This is a genomic window from Sedimentitalea sp. XS_ASV28 (genome assembly GCF_041224545.1).
GTDB lineage: Bacteria > Pseudomonadota > Alphaproteobacteria > Rhodobacterales > Rhodobacteraceae > Sedimentitalea.
Window position 1 is genome coordinate 32,708 of record NZ_JBGFGP010000062.1, and the last position, 20,259, is coordinate 52,966.

The 20,259-nt window shown below is 61.0% G+C and carries 22 protein-coding genes; 9 read left to right on the forward strand and 13 right to left on the reverse strand.

Annotation, left to right across the window (positions count from 1 at the left end):
• Positions 1-81 precede the first annotated feature (81 nt).
• The 4 genes from AB9K34_RS02520 to regB all read right to left on the reverse strand — a co-directional run bounded on the left by AB9K34_RS02520 (position 82) and on the right by regB (position 3,810).
• A complete protein-coding gene (locus AB9K34_RS02520) occupies positions 82-885 on the reverse strand; it encodes an ABC transporter permease (RefSeq protein ID WP_369952869.1) in 804 nt (267 codons plus the stop codon).
• A complete protein-coding gene (locus AB9K34_RS02525) occupies positions 882-1,604 on the reverse strand; it encodes an ABC transporter ATP-binding protein (protein ID WP_369952870.1) in 723 nt (240 codons plus the stop codon). Before AB9K34_RS02525 ends, AB9K34_RS02520 begins: the two co-directional genes overlap by 4 nt.
• Before the next feature lie 6 nt (positions 1,605-1,610).
• Positions 1,611-2,042 carry a hypothetical protein gene (locus AB9K34_RS02530; RefSeq protein WP_369952871.1) on the reverse strand — a complete coding sequence of 144 codons (432 nt, stop codon included), beginning with the start codon at positions 2,040-2,042 and terminating at the stop codon, positions 1,611-1,613.
• A gap of 370 nt (positions 2,043-2,412) precedes the next feature.
• Positions 2,413-3,810 (reverse strand): sensor histidine kinase RegB, encoded by a 1,398-nt coding sequence (regB, locus tag AB9K34_RS02535; protein WP_369952904.1) that lies wholly within the window; start codon positions 3,808-3,810, stop codon positions 2,413-2,415.
• An 89-nt stretch (positions 3,811-3,899) separates the two neighbouring features.
• On the opposite strand from regB, the gene AB9K34_RS02540 reads away from it, so the two are divergent.
• The 3 genes from AB9K34_RS02540 (at position 3,900) to AB9K34_RS02550 (ending at position 6,319) form a co-directional block, all read left to right on the forward strand.
• Complete coding sequence (locus AB9K34_RS02540) at positions 3,900-4,523, forward strand: SCO family protein (protein WP_369952872.1); 624 nt, start codon at positions 3,900-3,902, stop codon at positions 4,521-4,523.
• Positions 4,524-4,607: 84 nt separating this feature from the next.
• Positions 4,608-5,162, forward strand: a complete 555-nt coding sequence (locus AB9K34_RS02545; RefSeq protein WP_369952873.1) for an ActR/PrrA/RegA family redox response regulator transcription factor — start codon at positions 4,608-4,610, stop codon at positions 5,160-5,162.
• 2 nt (positions 5,163-5,164) lie between these two features.
• On the forward strand, positions 5,165-6,319 hold the full coding sequence (locus AB9K34_RS02550) for a glycosyltransferase 61 family protein (RefSeq protein ID WP_369952874.1): 1,155 nt from the start codon (positions 5,165-5,167) through the stop codon (positions 6,317-6,319).
• 12 nt (positions 6,320-6,331) lie between these two features.
• Here AB9K34_RS02550 and AB9K34_RS02555 read toward each other — a convergent pair whose 3' ends face one another.
• Together AB9K34_RS02555 and AB9K34_RS02560 are read right to left on the reverse strand one after the other, a co-directional pair.
• Positions 6,332-6,928: an HD domain-containing protein gene (locus tag AB9K34_RS02555; protein ID WP_369952875.1), complete on the reverse strand. Its 597-nt coding sequence runs from the start codon at positions 6,926-6,928 to the stop codon at positions 6,332-6,334.
• Positions 6,929-6,965: 37 nt separating this feature from the next.
• Positions 6,966-7,652 carry an FkbM family methyltransferase gene (locus tag AB9K34_RS02560; protein WP_369952876.1) on the reverse strand — a complete coding sequence of 229 codons (687 nt, stop codon included), beginning with the start codon at positions 7,650-7,652 and terminating at the stop codon, positions 6,966-6,968.
• Between the two features lie 116 nt (positions 7,653-7,768).
• On the opposite strand from AB9K34_RS02560, the gene ahcY reads away from it, so the two are divergent.
• The gene (gene ahcY, locus AB9K34_RS02565) at positions 7,769-9,163 is read left to right on the forward strand and encodes an adenosylhomocysteinase (RefSeq protein WP_369952877.1); all 1,395 of its coding nucleotides are present in this window, start codon (positions 7,769-7,771) and stop codon (positions 9,161-9,163) included.
• Between the two features lie 239 nt (positions 9,164-9,402).
• Complete coding sequence (locus AB9K34_RS02570) at positions 9,403-9,744, forward strand: DUF2853 family protein (protein WP_369952905.1); 342 nt, start codon at positions 9,403-9,405, stop codon at positions 9,742-9,744.
• 377 nt (positions 9,745-10,121) lie between these two features.
• On the opposite strand, the gene AB9K34_RS02575 is transcribed toward AB9K34_RS02570, so the two are convergent.
• Genes AB9K34_RS02575 through tsaD form a run of 4 tightly spaced genes read right to left on the reverse strand, consistent with a single transcriptional unit; the run spans position 10,122 to position 12,874 of the window.
• On the reverse strand, positions 10,122-10,544 hold the full coding sequence (locus tag AB9K34_RS02575) for an EVE domain-containing protein (RefSeq protein WP_369952878.1): 423 nt from the start codon (positions 10,542-10,544) through the stop codon (positions 10,122-10,124).
• Positions 10,544-10,816 (reverse strand): YciI family protein, encoded by a 273-nt coding sequence (locus AB9K34_RS02580; RefSeq protein WP_369952880.1) that lies wholly within the window; start codon positions 10,814-10,816, stop codon positions 10,544-10,546. The genes AB9K34_RS02575 and AB9K34_RS02580 overlap by 1 nt, the downstream gene beginning before the upstream one ends.
• Before the next feature lies 1 nt (position 10,817).
• Positions 10,818-11,780, reverse strand: coding sequence for an NAD(P)H-dependent glycerol-3-phosphate dehydrogenase (locus AB9K34_RS02585; RefSeq protein ID WP_369952881.1), 963 nt, complete (start codon positions 11,778-11,780; stop codon positions 10,818-10,820).
• Complete coding sequence (tsaD, locus tag AB9K34_RS02590) at positions 11,777-12,874, reverse strand: tRNA (adenosine(37)-N6)-threonylcarbamoyltransferase complex transferase subunit TsaD (protein ID WP_369952882.1); 1,098 nt, start codon at positions 12,872-12,874, stop codon at positions 11,777-11,779. Before tsaD ends, AB9K34_RS02585 begins: the two co-directional genes overlap by 4 nt.
• Before the next feature lie 74 nt (positions 12,875-12,948).
• Here tsaD and AB9K34_RS02595 point away from each other — a divergent pair, with 74 nt between their 5' ends.
• The 3 genes from AB9K34_RS02595 to AB9K34_RS02605 are packed head-to-tail and all read left to right on the forward strand — an operon-like array spanning position 12,949 to position 16,407.
• Positions 12,949-13,683 carry a uroporphyrinogen-III synthase gene (locus AB9K34_RS02595; protein ID WP_369952883.1) on the forward strand — a complete coding sequence of 245 codons (735 nt, stop codon included), beginning with the start codon at positions 12,949-12,951 and terminating at the stop codon, positions 13,681-13,683.
• Between the two features lie 53 nt (positions 13,684-13,736).
• Entirely contained in the window at positions 13,737-14,888 is a 1,152-nt protein-coding gene (locus AB9K34_RS02600; protein ID WP_369952884.1) for a COG4223 family protein, read from the forward strand.
• 10 nt (positions 14,889-14,898) lie between these two features.
• Positions 14,899-16,407 (forward strand): heme biosynthesis protein HemY, encoded by a 1,509-nt coding sequence (locus AB9K34_RS02605; protein ID WP_369952885.1) that lies wholly within the window; start codon positions 14,899-14,901, stop codon positions 16,405-16,407.
• Between the two features lie 93 nt (positions 16,408-16,500).
• Here AB9K34_RS02605 and AB9K34_RS02610 read toward each other — a convergent pair whose 3' ends face one another.
• From AB9K34_RS02610 to AB9K34_RS02620, 3 genes are all read right to left on the reverse strand, one after another.
• Positions 16,501-17,496: an LLM class flavin-dependent oxidoreductase gene (locus AB9K34_RS02610; protein WP_369952886.1), complete on the reverse strand. Its 996-nt coding sequence runs from the start codon at positions 17,494-17,496 to the stop codon at positions 16,501-16,503.
• Positions 17,497-17,539: 43 nt separating this feature from the next.
• The gene (locus tag AB9K34_RS02615) at positions 17,540-17,857 is read right to left on the reverse strand and encodes a DUF1244 domain-containing protein (RefSeq protein WP_369952887.1); all 318 of its coding nucleotides are present in this window, start codon (positions 17,855-17,857) and stop codon (positions 17,540-17,542) included.
• A gap of 91 nt (positions 17,858-17,948) precedes the next feature.
• Complete coding sequence (locus AB9K34_RS02620) at positions 17,949-18,683, reverse strand: N-formylglutamate amidohydrolase (RefSeq protein ID WP_369952888.1); 735 nt, start codon at positions 18,681-18,683, stop codon at positions 17,949-17,951.
• A gap of 122 nt (positions 18,684-18,805) precedes the next feature.
• Here AB9K34_RS02620 and pyk point away from each other — a divergent pair, with 122 nt between their 5' ends.
• Entirely contained in the window at positions 18,806-20,251 is a 1,446-nt protein-coding gene (gene pyk, locus AB9K34_RS02625) for a pyruvate kinase (RefSeq protein WP_369952889.1), read from the forward strand.
• Positions 20,252-20,259: the final 8 nt, after the last annotated feature.

Consider the following 20,259-nt stretch of genomic DNA (forward strand, 5'->3'; position numbering starts at 1 on the left):
TGAATATATCCACAAAATCTGGACTGCACAGTCAGATCGTTTCATCTTAGATCCAATCTACCGGATGTCGAAACTGAACAATCAGCTTCCAGGTCCGCGTCCCTTGCGCGCCATCCCACGCGCCGGGTCATATCCGATCAGGCTGCCGATCATGAAAACGAGGAATGCCAGGACCACCCATAGCAGGGCCATACCGTTCACGCTGCCATAAAGGGCAAAGCGAATGAGTTCGACCGCATGGGTGAACGGGTTTATCGCGCAGATGTCATGCAGAAGAGCCGAACTCTCTGCCATCCGCCACAGCGGGTAGAGCGCCGTCGACATGAAGAACATCGGGAAGATCACGAAATTCATCACCCCGGCAAAATTCTCCAACTGCCGGATCGTCGAGGAAATCAACAAGCCAAGCGCACCGAGCATCAGCCCGCTGATCACCAGGGCGGGAAGGACATAGAGATACCCGCTCCAGGGCATCGTGATGCCGAAGGCGGCGGCAATCGCGAGGAAAACATAGACCTGAAGGATCGATACCGCGACCCCCGCCAGCAGCTTCGAGAACAGCAACCACCATCGTGGCAGCGGGCTGGTCAGCAAGAGGCGCATTGATCCCATCTCGCGATCATAGACCAGTGACAGCGACGATTGCATCCCGTTGAACAACTGGATCATACCACAGAGCCCCGGAACGATATAAACCTCGTAGGTGATATAGGTCTGATACGGTGGAATGATCGACAGGCCCAGCGCGGCGCGAAATCCGGCGGCGAACACGACCAGCCACACCAGAGGTCGCACCAGGGCCGCGACAAAGCGGCTGCGCTGGTTTATGAACCGCATGGCCTCGCGCAGCACGATGGCCCGAAGCGCGACCAGCCAGCGCATCATGCCGGTTCGCCCTGAGCGGTCATCTGGATAAATGCATCGATCAGCGCCTGATCACCCGCGATCGCGGCGGCGGTATCGTGGCGCAGAACCCGCCCCTGATGCAGCACGACCACATCATCCTGATCGCGGATTTCATCCACCAGATGGGTTGCCCAGAACACCAGCAACCCGGTTTCGGCCAGATCATGAACATGCGCGGTGATCGCCTTGCGGCTGCCCGTGTCCAGTCCGACCGTCGGCTCATCCAGCATCAGCACCTTGGGATCGTGAATGAGCGCGCGAGCGATTTCCATCCTGCGCCGGTGCCCGCCATTGAGAGCGCGCGCCTTTTCGCCGGCCCGCTCGCGCATGTCGAGACGCTCGAGCGCGCTATCGATGCTGCGCTGTGCCGCAGCACCCGAGAGACCTTGCAGAGCTGCAAAATATCGCAGGTTTTGCAGAACCGTCATGTCCAGATCGAGGGTTTGTTGCTGAAAGACCACGCCGATGCGCGCCAATGCAGCGCGAGGATTGCGCGCCAGATCATGGCCTGCAACGGAAATCGTGCCTTGCCGCGTCACCAAAAGACGCGTCATCAAAGAGAACAGGGTAGATTTCCCCGCCCCGTTCGGCCCCAGCAGAGCGCAAAAGCGCCCTGCAGGGAGATCGAAGCTCACATGATCGAGGGCTCGCTTGGCGCCGTAACTATACGATACATCCCGAACCGCGAGCATGCTCATGGCCGGCTATTCGATAATGATTTCGACCCGCTGACTTTCACCGGTGGACCCTGGCTGTTTCAACTCGTAGCGCCCGGGCTTGATCGCGACGAACTCGATTTCCATCGTGCCCGCCTCGTCGAATTCCAGACTGTGGATGCCAAACGGCCGGATCTCGAGGCCATTTACAACCACTTCGTTCACCCAGATTGCACGGAAAAAGCCCGATCCCTCAAGGGCGAGTTCACCGGTTCCGTCCGCTTCGATTTCCAGTTCGTACGCGGTGCCGGATTTCAGGGTGATCGGACCATCGGCAATCGGCTTGCCAACCGAAAGCGTCAGTTCCGGCAAATCTTCCTTGTTGGATTTTGATAGAATGCCCGCAAAGCCGAATTCATGCGCCGTGGCCGCTCCACCCAGCAGCGCCGCCGCGCAGGTGATCGAAATAAACCTTTTCATGTCAAGCTTCTCCATATCGACACCTCGTTGCGGCCCATCATCATGGCCCGGTTCGGGGGAACCAGATCATGATGATGGGCCAGTGCAGATGTGCGGTCTGCCCGGTCAGAATTTCACATGAGTCCCAGAGGTCAACCGCCACCAAAGGCGTAAATCATGCACATGCGTAATGATTGCCTGGCAAGAAAGACGCAGCGGCTGGGAGGCGGACTGGTACCGTTTGACCCGTCGCGAAAAAAATTTGTGCGGCAAGATGGATCCGCGGAGTTGATGCAACAGACCGGAAATACCGCCTATGCGCTCACCATCTGAAATCATAGTTTCCAGCGCGTCAGATGAACTGGGCGCTTCGCGACAAACGCGAAGGAACCTAGATCTCGATCGGCTGGTTGCGACCGATCGGGACGGCGTTTTCACCGACGAGGGCATCTATTTTCTCGCGCGGCCAGACGACCTCGACAATTGCGCCGCGGCGCTCGCTCCTGACAGTGCCACTGTGATAGGGGTCCGAGCCGTTTGCGAAACTCAATTCGGCGCCCGAACGCTCCAGCAGCGTCTTGGCTATGAAAAGGCCCAGCCCCATACCTTCATATTCCGGGCGAGCCTTGCGGTCGGATTCGCTCCGGCGTCGCCGCATGAAGGGATCGCCGATGCGCCCGATCATCTGCGGTGGATAGCCGCGCCCGTCATCCATGATACGAACCGAAATCATGTTCTGGCTCCAGGTCGACTCGATCCACACATTCGCGCGGGCGAAATCCACCGCGTTCTGAATGAGGTTGCGCAATCCGTGGATCATCTCGGGTTTGCGCAAGACCGACGGCTGCGGCAGGTCGTCGTCAAGATCGAGTCCCTCTTCGAAATGCACCAGCTTGCCGCGATGCATGTGGGGCTCGGCCGCTTCGTTGATCACTGCCGACAGGGGGGCCTGTCGCAAATGCAGATCGTCCTTGCCCGCACGGCCCATGTCACGCAGAATGTCGCGGCACCGGTCCGCCTGTTCCCGGATCAGATCGGCATCTTCGCGCAGGCTGGGGTGACCCTCCAGCTCTTCGACCAGTTCGCTGCTCGCCAGCTTGATGGTTGCCAGCGGCGTCCCGAGTTCATGCGCCGCCGCTGCAACCACGCCGCCGAGATCGGTCAGTTTCTGTTCCCGCGACAGCGCCATCTGGGTCGCGACAAGCGCGTCGTTCATGGACTGGATTTCCGAACTGATGCGCCGCGAATACGCCCCCATGAAAATGATCGCGATTATGATCGCAGCCCAGTTCCCAAAGACAAAGAAATCCGGAATGCGCAGGATCAGCCCCTGATCGGTCCGCAGGGGAATGTTGAACATCGCCAGGAACGTCACCAGGATGATCGCGGTGCTGCCGATCACAACGGTTGCGCGCAGGCCCAGCACCGTCGCCGAAATCGTAACCGGCCCCAGCAGGAGGAGCGCGAACGGATTGCTCAATCCTCCGGTAAGGTAGAGCAGAAACGCCAGTTGCAGCAGGTCGAACAGCACCATCATGAAATTCTCGAATTCGGAAAGGCGCTTACTTTTGGGAAACACGAAGATCGCGACAAGGTTCCCGATCACCGAAATGCCCACGGTCAGTAAACACAGGCCGATCTCGAGCTGCAGGCCAAAAATCTGCGTTGCGATGGTGATGGCCGCCAATTGTCCCGCGATGGCAACCCATCGCAACAGGATCATCGTACGTAGCCTAATCCAGCTGCCACGTGGCTGACCATGCAAGAGGCCGACTTCGGATGCGATCATCATGCCCTCTGGTTGGTTGCAACGGCTGACCAAGTTGATAGGAGTCCGGCTCGAAACGTCAACCACCTCAGTTCCGGAGTCGCCTCACCATGTCACGTCAATATGCGATTATCGCTGCCGTCGTTCTTGCGGCGCTCGTCGGCGGCGTCTGGGTCGCGACCATGATCGGCGGGCGCTCGGAAGATCAGTTCGCCCAGTGTCGCGCCAGCCAGATCGCGGGCGGTGCCGACCAGATCGGCGGTCCTTTCGAACTGATCGACTCGCGCGGCGTGACTGTCACCGACAAGGATGTCATCACCGAACCCGCGCTGCTCTATTTCGGGTATACGTTCTGCCCGGATGTCTGCCCGTTCGATGTGGCGCGGAACGCCGATGCCGTCGACATCCTGCAGGAACGTGGCAAAATGGTCACTCCTGTTTTCATCTCGATCGACCCCGAACGCGACACGCCAGAGGTGGTTGGCGATTTTGCCGCGAACCTGCACGAACGAATGATCGGTCTGACCGGATCGCCGGAACAGGTCAAGGCCGCGAGCAAGGCCTACAAGACCTATTACAAGGCTCAGCCGGCCGAGGATAACTATTACCTCGTCGATCACTCGACCTTCAGCTACCTGGTGCTGCCCGAACAGGGGTTCGTCGAGTTTTTTCGGCGCGACATGGCATCAGAGGATATGGCGGATGCCATCGAGTGCTTTGTCGATAATATGTAATTCTGATACAGCGTTTGACCTTTGGCAGACCGCTGTTAATACTCGCCGGACACAATAAGAAAAACTGTCCGGGGGAGGAACCGTATGGCGGAACCAGCACAGCATGAGATCGGACCGGACAAGTCGTTGTTGCTCGTGGATGACGACGAACCGTTTCTCAGGCGGCTGGCAAAAGCCATGGAGAAACGCGGCTTTGACATCGAAATGGCCTCTTCGGTCGCTGCCGGACGTGCGATTGCCACCGCAAGGCCGCCAGCCTATGCGGTTGTCGACCTGCGGCTCGAGGATGGCAACGGACTCGATGTCGTGGAAGTCCTGCGTGAAAAGCGGCCGGACAGCCGGGTGGTCGTGCTGACCGGATACGGTGCAATCGCCACCGCCGTCGCCGCCGTCAAGATCGGTGCGACCGACTATCTGTCCAAGCCTGCGGATGCCACCGACATCACCAACGCCCTGCTTGCCAAGGCCGATGAGTTACCTCCACCGCCGGAAAATCCGATGAGCGCGGATCGGGTCCGCTGGGAACATATCCAACGGGTTTACGAACTATGCGACCGTAATGTCAGCGAAACCGCGCGCCGCCTCAACATGCACAGGCGCACATTACAGCGTATTCTGGCCAAGCGCAGCCCGCGATAGCGATGACGGCGACGGCAGATACTCAGCCCTTGCCCGAAGGCGGCTGGTCGGAAGAGATCAGGTATCTTTCGGACGCGACCGTACTGCCCCCGACCGAAAGCGGGTTCGTGCAGGCCGCCGGCATTCTGGACCGCGATGGCACCTATTGCGCCCATGGCGCGTTGTGGCGCAAATTTCGCCCCCTGACGACCGAGCCGGAACCGCCCGAAGGGCCGGTGGGTCGGCTGACCGGTCGATGGCTGTGGGGCGGGGTGCTATGGGCGCATTTCGGTCATTTCCTCGTTGAAAGCACGTCACGCCTCTGGGCGCTGGCACATCTTGAGAAGCCGGTCGATGGTATTCTCTTCATCCCAAAGCGACCGCGTTCCGGCGAGAAAATGCACGGGTTTCAGACCGGTTTTATCGAGCTGATGGCTCCCGGACTTCAAACGCGCGTTGCGGCCGAACCTACGCAGGTCGACGAACTTGTCGTTCCGGGACAGGGCTTTGGGCTTGGCAAGATCACTGCGGGAACCGAGCGGTTCCGGGCCGCAATCCACGCCCGTTTTGCGTGCGACATCGCACCGGACGGACCGGAGAAGATCTATCTGTCGCGCTCGGCCCTTGGGCTTGGCAAGGGCGGTCTGCTGGGCGAAGAGTATATGGAAGACCTTTTGCGGGCAGAAGGCTATGAGATCTTTCATCCGCAACACCACGACCTTGCCACCCAGATCGCCCGTTACAAGGCAGCCAGGCAAGTGATCGCCGCCGATGGATCCGCAGTCCATCTCTATGCGATGGTGGGCAGGGCCGACCAATCGGTCGCCATGATCATGCGACGCCAGTCGCGGTTCACCAACCTTCTGGCGGAAAATGTACAACATTTCTGCGAGACGACACCAACTGTCATCTCGGCACTGCGCACCGAATGGGTGCGCAAAAGCAAGGGCAAGTCGAACCGCCTTTCATTTGGGGAACTCGACCATGCGATCATTGGCGCGGCCCTCGCAAGGAACGGGTTCATCCGGGAAGGGACGGTTTGGCCGGCGCTGACCGAAGAGGATCGGCAGCAGATCTTTGTCGACAAGGGACTGAACAGATCGGGCGACTTTGTCGAAAGCCCGTATTTCGTGCGCCAGCGCATGCGGGCCGCCCGGCAGGCCCGGCGCGCAGGTTAGTGCCACCTCACCTCAGCCCAGCTGCCGCAAAAGAGCGTTGTGGCGTTCGATGAAGTCGCGTCGTACCTCGACCGGAGGGCGCAGGCGGATCTCGAGGTCGGCAATCAGGGCCCGGTCGGGTTCGCCAAAGAACCTGTTGGCCTCGGTTTCGGAAAAACCGGCAACCTGTGTCGCCTCCATCCAGGCGCTTATGCGATCGGCCTTCTTGATTTGGCGTTTGATCGTAAGCGGCAGCGTCGCGGGCAGGCCAAAGCGGATGTGAATGGCCGCCGCAAGCCGGGTATCGAGATCGCCATAGCCCGGCCCCACCGAATTCTTGACCGGAGAGATCATGTCGCCGATCACGTATTCGGGCGCGTCGTGCAGCAGCGCCGCCAGCCGCCACTTCACCGGAACCTTTGGCGCGAGACGGACGAACAGTTCTTCAACCAGCAGCGAATGCTCTGCCACGGAATAGGCAAAATCACCGATCGTCTGACCGTTCCATCGGGCGACGAAGGCAAGACCGTGCGCGATATCGTCGATCTCGATATCCACCGGCGTCGGATCCAGCAAATCAAGCCTGCGACCAGAGAGCATGCGTTGCCAAGCGCGTTTTTGCACAGCCATATATCGGCCCCTCCTATGGCCCGGCGGGTGATCGGCATCAGATGTCGACCGGGCCGGTTGCGTAGACGTGATTGCCATGGACCTTGCCAACCACGCGGTATTTCAGGTTGCGGAAGGTTCGGCTGATCCAGCGGGCCTGTTCGAAATACTCCAGAACCAGGATCGGTTGCCATATGTTGATAATGTGATAGGCGCCTAGCAACGCGCTTTTCTCGTGGCCTTCCACATCCAGTTGCAGAATCGAGACCTTGCGCTCGGTCGGCACCGCATAGTCGAGCATAACCGACCGGACAGCGCCGACCCCCTCACCCGGTGCCTCGACCACACGGCTGACCCCGCCCATCTGGGACCCATCCTTGCGGTGGGTCTGAAAAAGCAGCTCGCCTGCCCGGTCGGACAAGGCGGCGTTACGCAATTCGACATTGCCAAGATCATTCAAGGCCACCGTCTGCCGCGCGGCGGCAAAGCTGCCTGGGTTGGGTTCGAATGCCCAGACCTTTGCTCCCTTTGCCATGTTGCCAGACAGGCCCGGAAGGAAATCGCCAAAGAAGGTTCCGGCATGGATGATGTCGCCATCGCCGCAATTGGCTCGCATGAATTCGATCGTGTCCGGCTCGTATACCCGCCCGGCCAGAACCGCCCTGGCCGCCGGTCGCGACTGGACGGCTGCGGGGATGTGATAGAGGCCGAACCTGTTGTGGCCGATCAGCGCTTCGTCTGCCATATGCTGCCTTTGCCACCTTTTACCCGTACCCACGGGTTTTGGTCGATGTTGCCGGGACTATCAAGAGATGTTAGGGCCAAGCCAATCGACGCAATCAAATTGGAGAGCCCGGGCCAATGTCCGAAGATTATCTCGTCAAAGACATCTCGCTGGCCGAATTCGGCCGCAAGGAACTGGACATCGCGGAAACCGAAATGCCCGGCCTGATGGCGCTGCGCAAGGAATATGGCGACAGCAAGCCGCTCAAGGGTGCGCGCATCGCCGGCAGCCTTCACATGACCATCCAGACTGCGGTCCTGATCGAAACCCTGGTGCATCTCGGGGCGGATGTGCGGTGGGCCTCGTGCAACATATTTTCAACGCAGGACCATGCCGCCGCCGCGATCGCGGCCACCGGAACGCCTGTCTTTGCGGTGAAGGGTGAAACGCTGCCGGAATACTGGGACTATGCGGACCGGATCTTCCAGTTCGAAGAGGGTGGCGCCAACATGATCCTGGACGATGGCGGCGATGCGACGCTGTACATCCTGATGGGTGCGCGCGTCGAAGAGGGCGAAGACGACCTGATCGCGACGCCGACCTCGGAGGAAGAGGAGGCGCTGTTCGCGCAAATCAAAAAGCGCATCGCCGAGACACCGGGCTGGTTCGTCAAGCAACGCCACATGATCCGGGGCGTGACCGAAGAAACCACCACCGGCGTCCATCGGCTTTATCAGATGATGGAGAAAGGCCACCTGCCGTTCCCGGCGATCAACGTGAATGACAGCGTGACCAAGTCGAAATTCGACAACAAGTACGGGTGCAAGGAATCGCTCGTGGACGGCATCCGCCGCGCGACCGATACGATGATGGCGGGCAAGGTCGCCGTGGTCTGCGGCTATGGCGATGTGGGCAAGGGCTCGGCAGCGTCCCTGAGCGGCGCCGGCGCGCGTGTGAAAGTGACCGAGGTCGATCCCATATGCGCCCTTCAGGCGGCGATGGACGGATACGAGGTCGTGACTCTGGAAGACGCGCTGAGCACCGCCGATATCTTCATCACCACCACCGGCAACAAGGACGTGATCCGCATCGAGCATATGCGCGAGATGAAGGACATGGCGATCGTCGGCAACATCGGTCATTTCGACAACGAAATTCAGGTGGCCTCGCTCAAGAACCACAAATGGACCAACATCAAGGACCAGGTGGACATGATCGAAATGCCGAATGGCAACCGGCTGATCCTGCTGTCCGAAGGCCGGCTGCTGAACCTTGGCAACGCCACCGGCCACCCATCCTTCGTGATGTCGGCCTCGTTCACCAACCAGACGCTTGCACAGATCGAACTGTGGACACAGGGCGACAAGTACAAGAACGAAGTCTACGTCCTTCCCAAGCATCTGGATGAAAAGGTTGCGCGTCTGCATCTGGAGCGTATCGGCGTGAAGCTCTCTTCGCTCAGCAAGGAACAGGCGGATTATATCGGGGTGTCGACCGAAGGCCCGTTCAAGCCCGAACACTACCGCTACTGAACACGCAAACTGGAAAACGCGTTTGGGCAGCATTCGACGGAATGCTGCCCATTGTGTTTTGGGGATGCAAAACACGCGCCTGCCCTGAAAAACGGGCATTTGACGCCCGGGCAGTATCTCGGAATTCCGGATTGTTGCCGACGGGAAGCCATGTCGATATTTCCCCTTTGTTTACCCTGCACCCGCCGCTAACCTTCCACCGAGCCGATTTGGCTGGTTTGCAAAGCGGGAGTTATTTGATGGGCAAACGTGACGATTTGATTGCACAATATGCGGACGATCTTAAGAACAAGTGCGGTATGACGCCGGATATGGACCTTCTGACCAAGGTGACCATAGGATGCGGGCCGGCGATCTACGATGCCGATGCATCGACCGTCGCAGGGTCTCAGCCGGCCGAACTCGAAACGGTAAAGAAGAATTTCCTCATCAAGAAACTCGGCCTCGAAGACGGCCCGGCCCTGTCGGAAGCCATCCACACGGCGATCGAGACCTACGGCAAATCCGAGCGCAACAAGTATCGCGCCGTACTCTACTACATGCTGACCAAGCATTTTGGAAAAGAGTCGGTTTACGGCTGATTTCGATCACAGTCTGACGTTGAAACGCCCGCGCCCAGTGCCGGGCGTTTTGCATTTTAGACAGATCTTTAAGGCTTTGCATTTGCGGAATCGGTGCCTGACAGGTTAGCAAGAGACACGGCCAGGACGGTCGGGACCTGAGATTTCAATACGCGTGTGGTGAGTAGGGAACACGCGGGGTGAGAGGGAGGGTCCGACTGCGTTCGGGCCCTCCCTGAGTTTTCGGCATTGTATGATCGGCCTGCCACCCGTGGTGTTGGTTAACGCTCGAAACAGGGTCAGCACCGTACCCAGAACAATGGAGCTTGCGGCGGCGTTCGCTTTCGGACACTTCAGGACGCGCTGCGCCGGTTGCTACCAAACGGAACATCTCTCAATCAATCGGGCTTTGTGTGCCCCATCTCGCATATGATGCGCCATTCGCTTTCGGTTACCGGCTGCACCGAAAGGCGCGAATTCCTGACCAGAACCATCTCGGAGAGCCGGTCCTCTGCCTTGATCTGATCCAGAGTCACCGGTTCGGCAACGGGGCGCACGGCCTTGATATCGACACAGTCCCAACGCGGGTCATCCGTGGTGCTGTCCGGATGTGCTTCTGCACAGACCTCGACGATCCCGACAATCTTGCGGTCCTTCTGCGACAGGTAAAAGAATCCCCGGTCACCAAGCTGCATCTCACGCATGAAATTGCGTGCCTGGTAATTGCGCACGCCATCCCATTCCTCGCCGCTCTCGCCCTTGGCAACCTGCTGTTCCCAGCTCCAGGTCGACGCTTCGGATTTGAAAAGCCAGTACGCCATCAGCCGATAACCTTCTTCCAGGGGATCAGATCGACACTCTCGAACAACCCGGCCTTGGCATAAGGATCGTTCGCCGCCCAGTCGCGCGCGGCCGCAAGGTCGGCAACATCGAGAATGACAAGCGATCCGATCATCGCGTCGTCATCGCCCAGCAGCGGACCCGCCTGGCTCACGACGCCGGTTTGCTCGATATAGGCAAGATGCGCGGCGCGGTTGTCGAGCCGTGTTTGCAGCGCATCTTTCTTGTCTCGGGCGATCAGGGCAACCAGCATGTCATTCTTCCTTTAGGGGACGCGCGAGCAATTCCGCCATCGCGTCGGTTAATGTCAATTTACCATCCAGCAGGCCGACGACCGCGCGGGTGATCGGCATGTCCAGTTCCATCGCCTGCGCCTTGCTCTCGACCGCACGGGCCGTCGCCGCCCCTTCGACGGTCACCGAAGGATCGAACCGCTCGCCCCGGCCCAGCGAAAGACCCAGCCGATAGTTCCGCGATTGCTCGGAGGTACAGGTCAGCATGAGATCACCGAACCCCGACAGTCCGGCCAGCGTCTCGGGCTGCGCGCCAAGCTTCAGTGCCATGCGCTGCATCTCGGCATATCCACGTGTCATCAGCGCCGCACGCGCACTGTCACCCAGCCCGGCACCGATCACCGCGCCGCAGGCAATCGCCACGACATTCTTGAGCGCGCCGCCCAGTTCCGCACCGATGACATCGCGCGTGCGGTAAAGCCGCAGGTTTGCGGTGGTCAGCCGTTGCTGCAGCGTGCTCCCCAGCATCGCGTCCTGACAGGCGAGTGTAAGCGCGGTGGGAAGGCCGCGCGCGATGTCGTGGGCGAAACTCGGACCGGTCAACAATGCGGTGCGCGTGTTCGGCAGAACTTGCGCCATCACCGCGACAGGGCCGATACCGGTGTTCAATTCGACACCCTTGCAACAGGCGACCAGGATGCGTTCGGCGAACAGCCCCGCATGCTCCGCCAGCACCCCGCGCAATTGCTGCATCGGAACCGCAAGCAACAGCGTATCATGCTGCGTGCCCTGCCCGAGATCCGCTGTCACGCTCAGCTGATCGGGGAGCGTGACGCCCGGCAGGCGGCTTTGGTTCACCCGCTCGCTCTGGATCATCCTCGCCTGTTCAGCGGATCGCGCCCACATGGTCACCGGACCGTGCTGCGCCAGCGACACCGCAAGCGCGGTGCCGAATGCACCCGAGCCGATCACACCGACGCTCATGCCTTGGCGCCTTTCCTGCCGCTGCCCAGCAGGGCGGGACTGCTCTGGTCCAGCGGCCAGCGCGGACGCGCGGCGAGATCCATGCCGTCCCTGGCTCCGCCGCGAAACCGCTCGATCCCCGCATAGGCAATCATCGCCGCGTTGTCGGTGCAGAGGCTGAGTGGCGGCGCGAGGAACACGACCCCGGCCTCTTGGGCCACGGCCTGCAACGCGGCGCGGATCGCGGTGTTCGCCGCAACACCACCGGCAACGGCAAGCGTCGGCTCAACCGGGTTTTCGGCAAGATACAATCGCAGGGCGCGGCGCGTCTTGGCTGCCAGGACATCGGCCACCGCCTGCTGGAACCCCGCGCACATGTCTGCCCGGTCCTGCCGCGTGATGCCGTTTTTCTCGGCGACGATCTGATCGCGTTGCCGCAAAAGCGCGGTCTTGAGGCCGGAAAAGGACATGTTGCAGTCGTCGCGATCCAGCAATGGTCGCGGGAAACGGAACCGCGCCGGATCGCCGCCCGCCGCTTCGGCCTGCACCGCCGGGCCACCGGGTTGCGACAGACCCAGCAGGCGCGCGGTCTTGTCAAAGGCTTCGCCCGGCGCATCGTCGATTGTACCGCCAAGGCGGATGAAATCCTCGATTCCCCGAACCAGCAGGTACTGGCAATGACCGCCCGACACCAGCAGCATCAGATAAGGAAACGGTATCCCGTCGGTGAGTCGCGGCGTCAGCGCGTGGCCCGCCAGATGATTGACCCCGACAAGCGGCAAACCGGTCGCCGCACAAATCCCCTTGGCGCACATCACCCCGGACATGACCCCGCCGATCAGCCCCGGACCGGCAGTCACCGCCACCGCATCCAGGTCGGCCAGTGTCAGATTTGCGGTCGCAAGCGCCTCGCGCACGCATTGATCCAGCTTTTCCGCATGGGCGCGCGCCGCGAGTTCCGGCACGACACCGCCATAGGCGCTGTGCAGTTCGTTCTGTCCGAACACGATCGACGACAGGATATCGGCAGGATCGACCGCGCGTTGGCGCACCACTGCGGCGGCGGTATCGTCACAGCTGCTCTCCAGCCCCAGTACGGTAAGTGTCTGTGTCATAGGCCCGATCATTGCACCCGGTCTCGTCGGGAGGTATCACCCTATGCGGTGCCAAACAATCCCGGTGCGTGTCGATGGATGAACCGACGGTAACTTTGCTGATGACCCGTCCGCGCCCCGAGGCCGAGCGGTTTCTGCGGCAATTGCCTCACGATGTATTGCGTCGCGTCACGCCGGTTGTCGCGCCGCTGCTGGACATCGAGACATGCGATGCCGCTGTCGCTCTCGATGGTTTCACCGGGGTGATCTTTTCCTCGGGAAATGCCGTCCGCGCGGTATCGTGCGACACGCAACAGGTTCCGGCCCATTGCGTCGGTGCGGCCACTGCGCGGCTCGCCCGGCAACGCGGCTGGCATACCGGTGAGATCGGGATCGATGCCGACGCTCTGGTTTCGGCGCTGATCCGGGCGAAGGCGACGGGTCCGCTGCTGCATCTGTGCGGGAGTCACACGCGCGGCGGGATTGCGGAGCGGCTCAGTGCAGCCGGCTGCGCCACGAAGCGGCAAAAGGTCTATGCGCAGAAGCTGCGGCACTTCGACGAAAAAACACGTGCGATTCTGCGTGACGGTGCCTGCGTCATCGCCCCGATCTTCTCGCCCCGCACCGCGCGGCAATTTGTCGACCAATGTCCGAAAACCCGTGATTTGCACCTTGTCGCGATGAGCGCCGCCGTCGCAGAACCCCTTTCTGACATGGCCCATTCCACTCTAACGGTTGCGTCGCAGCCGAATAACGCCAGTATGGCGTTGGTCGTGGAAAAACTTGTGCATCGACACTGCCGGGTTGAGAGTGGCGGGGGCGCACAGTAACATCCGCGAGGGCTTTGGTATGATTGATGTGAGAATCGAAGGGGTAAATTACGTTGGCTGACAAAAAATCGCCCGAGAACGACCAAGACACCAACGGCCAGACCGAACCAGACAAGATTGATGTCCAAGCGGCATCCCCGGACAGCAACGGGAACACCGCCCGTGGCAATCGCGTGATCGAAAAGGAAAAGGTCATCGAGACCCGCAGCGGGTTCGGCTCAGCATTGTTCGGCGGGATTGTTGCGGCGTCGCTCGGATTCATCGCCGCACGGTCGGAGATCATCGAACCTTACCTGCCCGATTTCCTGCGATCCCAGGACCTGTCGGCCGAGATCGCCGATCTGCAATCCGGCCTCGCGGCGCAGGCCGAGAGCATTTCTTCGGTCAGCGGCAAGGTCGATGCCATCAAAATCCCCGACCTCACGCCGGTAGAAGCCAGCATCTCGGACCTGACCGCTCAGGTTGCGCCGCTCAGCGATCGGATTGACGCCGTGCGCAGTGACGTGAGCGCCATGGACAAGCGCCTGACAGAAGTCGCGAAACGCCCGATCGACGAGGGCGTATCCAAGGCCGCGATCGCAGCCTACGAAAAGGAACTCGCCGACCTGCAGAAGGCGATGGCCACACAGCGCAAGGAAGTCGAGGGGCTGATCGCCGATGCACGCGCCATCAAGGCCCAGGCCAGCGAGATGGAAGCGAACGCCGCCAAGGCCGCGCAACAGGCCGCCAACCGGGCCACGATGGCGCAACTGCGCGCCGCTCTGGATGCCGGCGCGCCGTTCTCCGCGCAAGCGGAAGACCTCAAGGCGGCCGGGGTCGATGTTCCCGCCGATCTGGACCGATATGCAGCCGAAGGCATCGCGACGCTCACCGCGCTGAACAACAGCTTCCCTCCGGCGGCCCGTGAGGCGCTCGCTGCGGCACGTTCCAGGAACAAGGGCGAAGATCGCGGATTTCGCTCGTTTCTCGAGCGCCAGCTCGGTGCCCGATCGGTCGAGCCGCGCGAGGGCGACGACCCGGATGCAATCCTGTCCCGTGCCGAAGCCGCCGTTGCAGACGGGCGTCTGGATGCGGCGCTTTCGGATATCGCCATGTTGCCTGACAACGCCCAGGCGGCGATGGGCAACTGGGTCGACCGGGCGCGCGCACGGCAGGTTGCGGTCACTGCCGCCGACTCTCTGGCCGCCAGCCTGAACTCCAACTGAAGGACCCGCCATGCTCTGGTCACTATTGAAGATCCTGATCTTTGTCGCGGTCATCGCGCTCCTCGCCATGGGCGCGGTATACCTGATGGAATCCGACGGTGGGATGCAGATCACGATCGCAGGAACGGAATACACCTTTGGCCCGCTTCAATCGGTGATCGCCGCCGCGATTCTTGTCGTGTTGGTCTGGATCGGTCTGAAACTGCTGTCGCTTCTTGTCGCGACCCTGCATTTCCTCAATGGCGACGAAACCGCCCTGTCGCGCTACTTTGATCGAAACCGCGAGAAAAAAGGGTTCGAAGCCTTGTCTGACGGGTTCGTGGCGCTGGCTTCGGGCGAAGCAAAGCAGGCCATGTCCAAGGCCGCAAAGGCCGAGAAATATCTGCAAAAGCCCGAGTTGACCAACCTTCTGACTGCGCAGGCCGCCGAAATGGCAGGCGACACGCGCAAGGCGACAGAGACCTACAAGAAGCTGATTGAGAACGAAAACACCCGGTTTGTGGGCGTGTGCGGGATCATGAAACAGAAACTGTCCGAGGGCGACACGAAAACCGCCCGCAAGCTCGCGGAAAAAGCGTTTCAGCTCAAGCCGCGGCACGAGGAGACGCAGGACGTTCTGCTCAAACTTCAAGCCCAGGCGCATGATTGGGCCGGCGCACGCAACACCCTGAACGCAAAACTGAAATCCGGCAGCCTGCCGCGTGACGTCGTGACCCGGCGCGAGGCCGTTCTGGCCCTGTCCGAGGCGCAGGACATCATCGCCGAAGGTGCCAGCATCGACGGGCAGGAACAGGCCATAGAAGCCAATCGCCTGTCACCCGATCTGGTGCCAGCGGCAGCAATGGCGGCGCGGTCCTATATCGCCGCCGGCAAGACACGCAAGGCGATCCGCGTCCTGAAAAAGGCATGGGATGCGCAGCCCCACCCGGATCTGGCCGCCGCATTTGCCGCGATCAACCCGACCGAGACCGCCGAGGAACGGGTCAAGCGGTTTACCACGCTGACCAATATTCACCCGCAGCATCCCGAAACCCGCCTGGTGCGGACCGAATTGCACATCGTGGCCGAGGATTTCCCCGAAGCACGCCGGGCGCTTGGTGATCTGGCCGAAACCGCGGCGGACGCCCGCGCGCTCACGCTGATGGCGGCGATCGAACGCGGTGAGGGCGCGCCGGATTCCGTGGTGCAGGGTTGGCTCGCCAAGGCTCTGAACGCTCCGCGCGGTCCGCAATGGGTCTGCGAAAACTGCAACCACATCCATGCAAACTGGTTGCCCGTCTGCGAGAATTGCGAAAGCTTCGACACGCTGGCATGGAAATCGCCGCAGGCGAACGAAGTCGGCAGCGCCACAGGCGCAAATATCCTGCCACTGCTCGCCAACTCGCCAGAGACGACAAGCATCGTTTCCGATCAGGAATTCATCGACGCGGACACCGACGGGCCGGAATCTACGGAAACAGCGGATCCGGAAGATGGTCCTGCGGCTGATGACGCAAAAAAGGAAAAGCCGGCCGGTTGAAAGGGCGGGCAGACCAGAGGTTCAGGGCGCTGAGCGATCTATTGACCGCCAGCGCCCGATTTCTTTCTGGTGCGTCCGGGCCGCTCCGGCCTGTCAGGTGTCGGAAAATGACTGCATGACCTCGGCGGTTATTTCAAGCGACCGCAATCTGGCGGCGTGGTCGTGGATCGGAGCGCTGACGATCACCTCGTCGGGCTGATAGCGTTGCAACAGCGTCGCCATCGAGTCACGTATCTGCGCAGGCGTGCCAGAGACCGAGCATGTCAATGCGTGGTTGACTATCCTGATCAAACCGGCATCGAGAATCTCGGAAATGTCCTCGACCGGTCGCGGCAAGGGACCGGGGCGACCGGTTCTCAGCCGCGCGAAGGCCTGCTGCATCGAGGTCATCAGATAGCTTCCGGTTCCTTCGTCATCCGCGGCAAAGGCATTGACCGCCAGCATGAAACGGGGTGCATCCGAGAATTGCGAGGGTTGAAAACGGTTTCGATAGATTTCGACCGCTTCGGCAAGGGCGGCGGGCGCGAAATGCGAAGCAAAGGCATAGGGCAACCCCAGCTGCGCCGCCAGTTGCGCGCCATAAAGGCTCGACCCCAGTATCCACACCGGCACATGCGTGCCCGCTCCCGGAACCGCGCGGACCGGCTGATCCGGCGTCACATCCCCCAGATAACCGAGCAATTCGATCACATCCTGCGGAAAACTGTCGGTCTGGTCCATTCCGCGACGAAGGGCGCGTGCGGTCTGCATGTCGGTGCCGGGTGCCCGCCCGACGCCCAGATCGATCCGGTTGGGGTAAAGCGTCGCCAGCGTCCCGAATTGTTCGGCGACGATCAACGGGGCGTGGTTCGGCAGCATCACGCCACCCGATCCGACCCGTATGGTTTTGGTTCCCGCCGCCACATGGCCGATCACGACGGATGTTGCCGCGCTCGCGATGCCGGGCATGTTGTGGTGTTCGGCCAACCAATAGCGGGAATAGCCCCAGCGCTCGGCATGTTGCGCGAGATCCAGGGTGTTTCGCAGAGATTGTTCTGCCGAGCCGCCTTCGACAATCGGAGACAGGTCGAGCACGGAGTATCGGGTCACGAGAGTTTCCTTGACTGTATCGTGGGGCAGATCGTGTATGAGACTAGCCGTCCTTGCCTAATACGTTTTCGGCAAATGCAGTTTTGAACGCCTCCTGCTTTTCGGGGCTGGCGTCGGTCTGGTAATTGGACTTCCACTCGTCCATCGTCATGCCGTAAAAGATTTCGCGGGCCTGCATCTTGTCCATCTCGATGCCTTTTTCATTGGCCGCTTCCTGATACCAGCGCGACAGGCAGTTCCGGCAAAATCCGGCAAGATTCATCAGGTCGATGTTCTGCACATCCGTGCGATCCTGCATCAGGTGTTGCTGCAACCGGCGAAAAGCGGCGGCCTGAAGTTCGATTTCCGTCTGTTTGTCCATGGCTGAACCCTCTTGATGCTTCGGTTGCGTACCACGTCCATATGGGACCCGGCGCGCGCGCCAGCAAGCACCCCGCCGTCAGGTTTTCCGCTCACAGCCCCGATTTTTCGAGCGCATGCCCAAGGATCGGCGCCAGCCGTTCGGCCCAGGCGCGCTGCCCCGCGTGATCGGCGATCAGATCGTTGCGCAGTTCGATCAGAACATTCGGTCTCCCCGGACCGATGGCGTGCTTGTCGATCGAATCGCCGGGCAGATGCCCCGAGTATGGCGCGTTGTCACCGACACAGAGACCGTCCTCGGCCAGCAATTCAATCAGCGGGCGTGCCAGCCGGTCGTCATCGGCATAGAGCACGCCAACCTCCCACGGGCGCGGCGGACGCCCGCGCAACTGCCGGGTGAAACTGTGTATCGAAAGGATGACGGCGTGCGGCAGGGCCGCCATGCGCGCCAGTTCATCATGGTAGGGCCGATAACACAGATCGAGCCGCCGCGCGCGCTCGGCCGCATCTGCATTCCGGTTGGCGGGAATGATGGATCCATCATAGAGTTTCATCAGCAACGTCGGATCGTCTTCGCCCCGGTTCGGGTCGATCACCAAGCGCGAGAAATTGGACGCGATCACCGGCCCGTCCAGAAGCTGCCCCAGATGCTGCGCCAGATCGTAAGCCCCGACATCATAGGCGATATGCCGCTCCATGTCCTCGCGCGGCAAACCGAGATCGCCGCCATTGATCTGCGGCGGAACGGTATTGGTGGCATGATCGCAAGTGATAAGCCAGCGCGACGGGCGCGTTTCGCCCAGCAGATAGAACGGGGTATATGTCATGTGCCTGTCATCTCTTTGACGCCAGCTATAGGCGTGGCACAGCTTGCCCGCAAATGGGAAATGCGGCATAACGCCGACCAGATGTTTGCGGTAACAGACTTGAAACAAAGGATTCTGACAGAATGAAGCGCCTGCGCAATGTGAAAATCGTGGCCACACTTGGCCCCGCCTCGGAAACCTACGACGTGATCCGGGCGCTGCATGAAGCGGGTGTTGACGTGTTCCGCCTGAACATGAGCCACGGCACGCAGGACGAAATCCGCGAAAAGCACAAGCATATCCGCCAGGTGGAAAAGGATCTGGACAGCCCGATCGCCATTCTTGCCGATCTTCAGGGGCCCAAGCTGCGCGTCGGCAAGTTCGCCAATGACAGCGAAGAGCTCAGCCCCGATGACAAGTTCCGGATGGACCTTGATCCCGCAGCCGGCGATGCAACCCGCGTCTGCCTGCCACATCCCGAGATTTTCCAGGCCCTGGTTCCGGGCGTCACGCTGTTGGTCAATGATGGCAAGATTCGACTCAGGGTCGATGAATGCGGTCCCGAGTTTGCCAATTGCACCGTGATTGCCGGGGGCACCATTTCGAACCACAAGGGCGTGAATGTGCCGGACGTGGAGCTGCCGCTCGCCGCGCTCTCCGAAAAGGATCTCAGCGATCTGGAATTCGCCTGCGAGCTGGGCGTCGACTGGCTGGCGCTGTCTTTCGTGCAACGGGTGCAGGATGTCGAAGAGGCGCGCGCACTCGTCAAGGGGCGCGCTTCGATCATGTGCAAGATCGAAAAGCCCAAGGCGGTGGACCGGTTCGACGACATTCTCGGCGCCTGTGACGGTGTCATGGTCGCGCGCGGCGACCTTGGGGTCGAATTGCCGGTTCAGGCGGTACCGCCGATCCAGAAACGGCTGGTGCGCCGGTGCCGCGCCGCGGCCAAGCCGGTCATTGTCGCCACCCAGATGCTCGAAAGCATGATCGAAAGCCCGATGCCGACCCGCGCCGAGGTCAGTGACGTCGCGACGGCGATTTATGAAGGGGCCGACGCCGTCATGCTGAGCGCGGAATCCGCCGCCGGACAGTTTCCGGTCGAAGCCGTGACAACCATGGATCGTGTCGCCATCGAGGTCGAAGCCGATCCGACCTATGCGCAGATCATCGCCGCGTCGCGTAACGTCAAGGGCAGCAGCGTCGCCGACGGCATCGTCGCCGCGGCGCGCGAGATCGCGGAAACCGCCGACATCAAGGCGATCTGTTGCTATACCCAGAGCGGTACGACCGCCTTGCTGACCGCGCGGGAACGGCCCGGCGTGCCGATCATCGCCATGACCAGTCAGTTGCGAACCGCGCGTCGCCTGGCGCTCAGCTGGGGATGCACCTGCCTGATGACTCCGGAACTCGAACGGTTCAAGGGCGCGGTGGTCAACGCTGCCAAAGCCGCGCGTGCAGTAGGATATGCAACGGAAAAAGACCAGATCGTGATCACTGCGGGCGTGCCGTTCAATGTGCCGGGCACCACGAATATCCTGCGCATTGCCCCCTGCGACGAGCGGTTGATCTACAATACCGATCCGGAATAGACACGGCT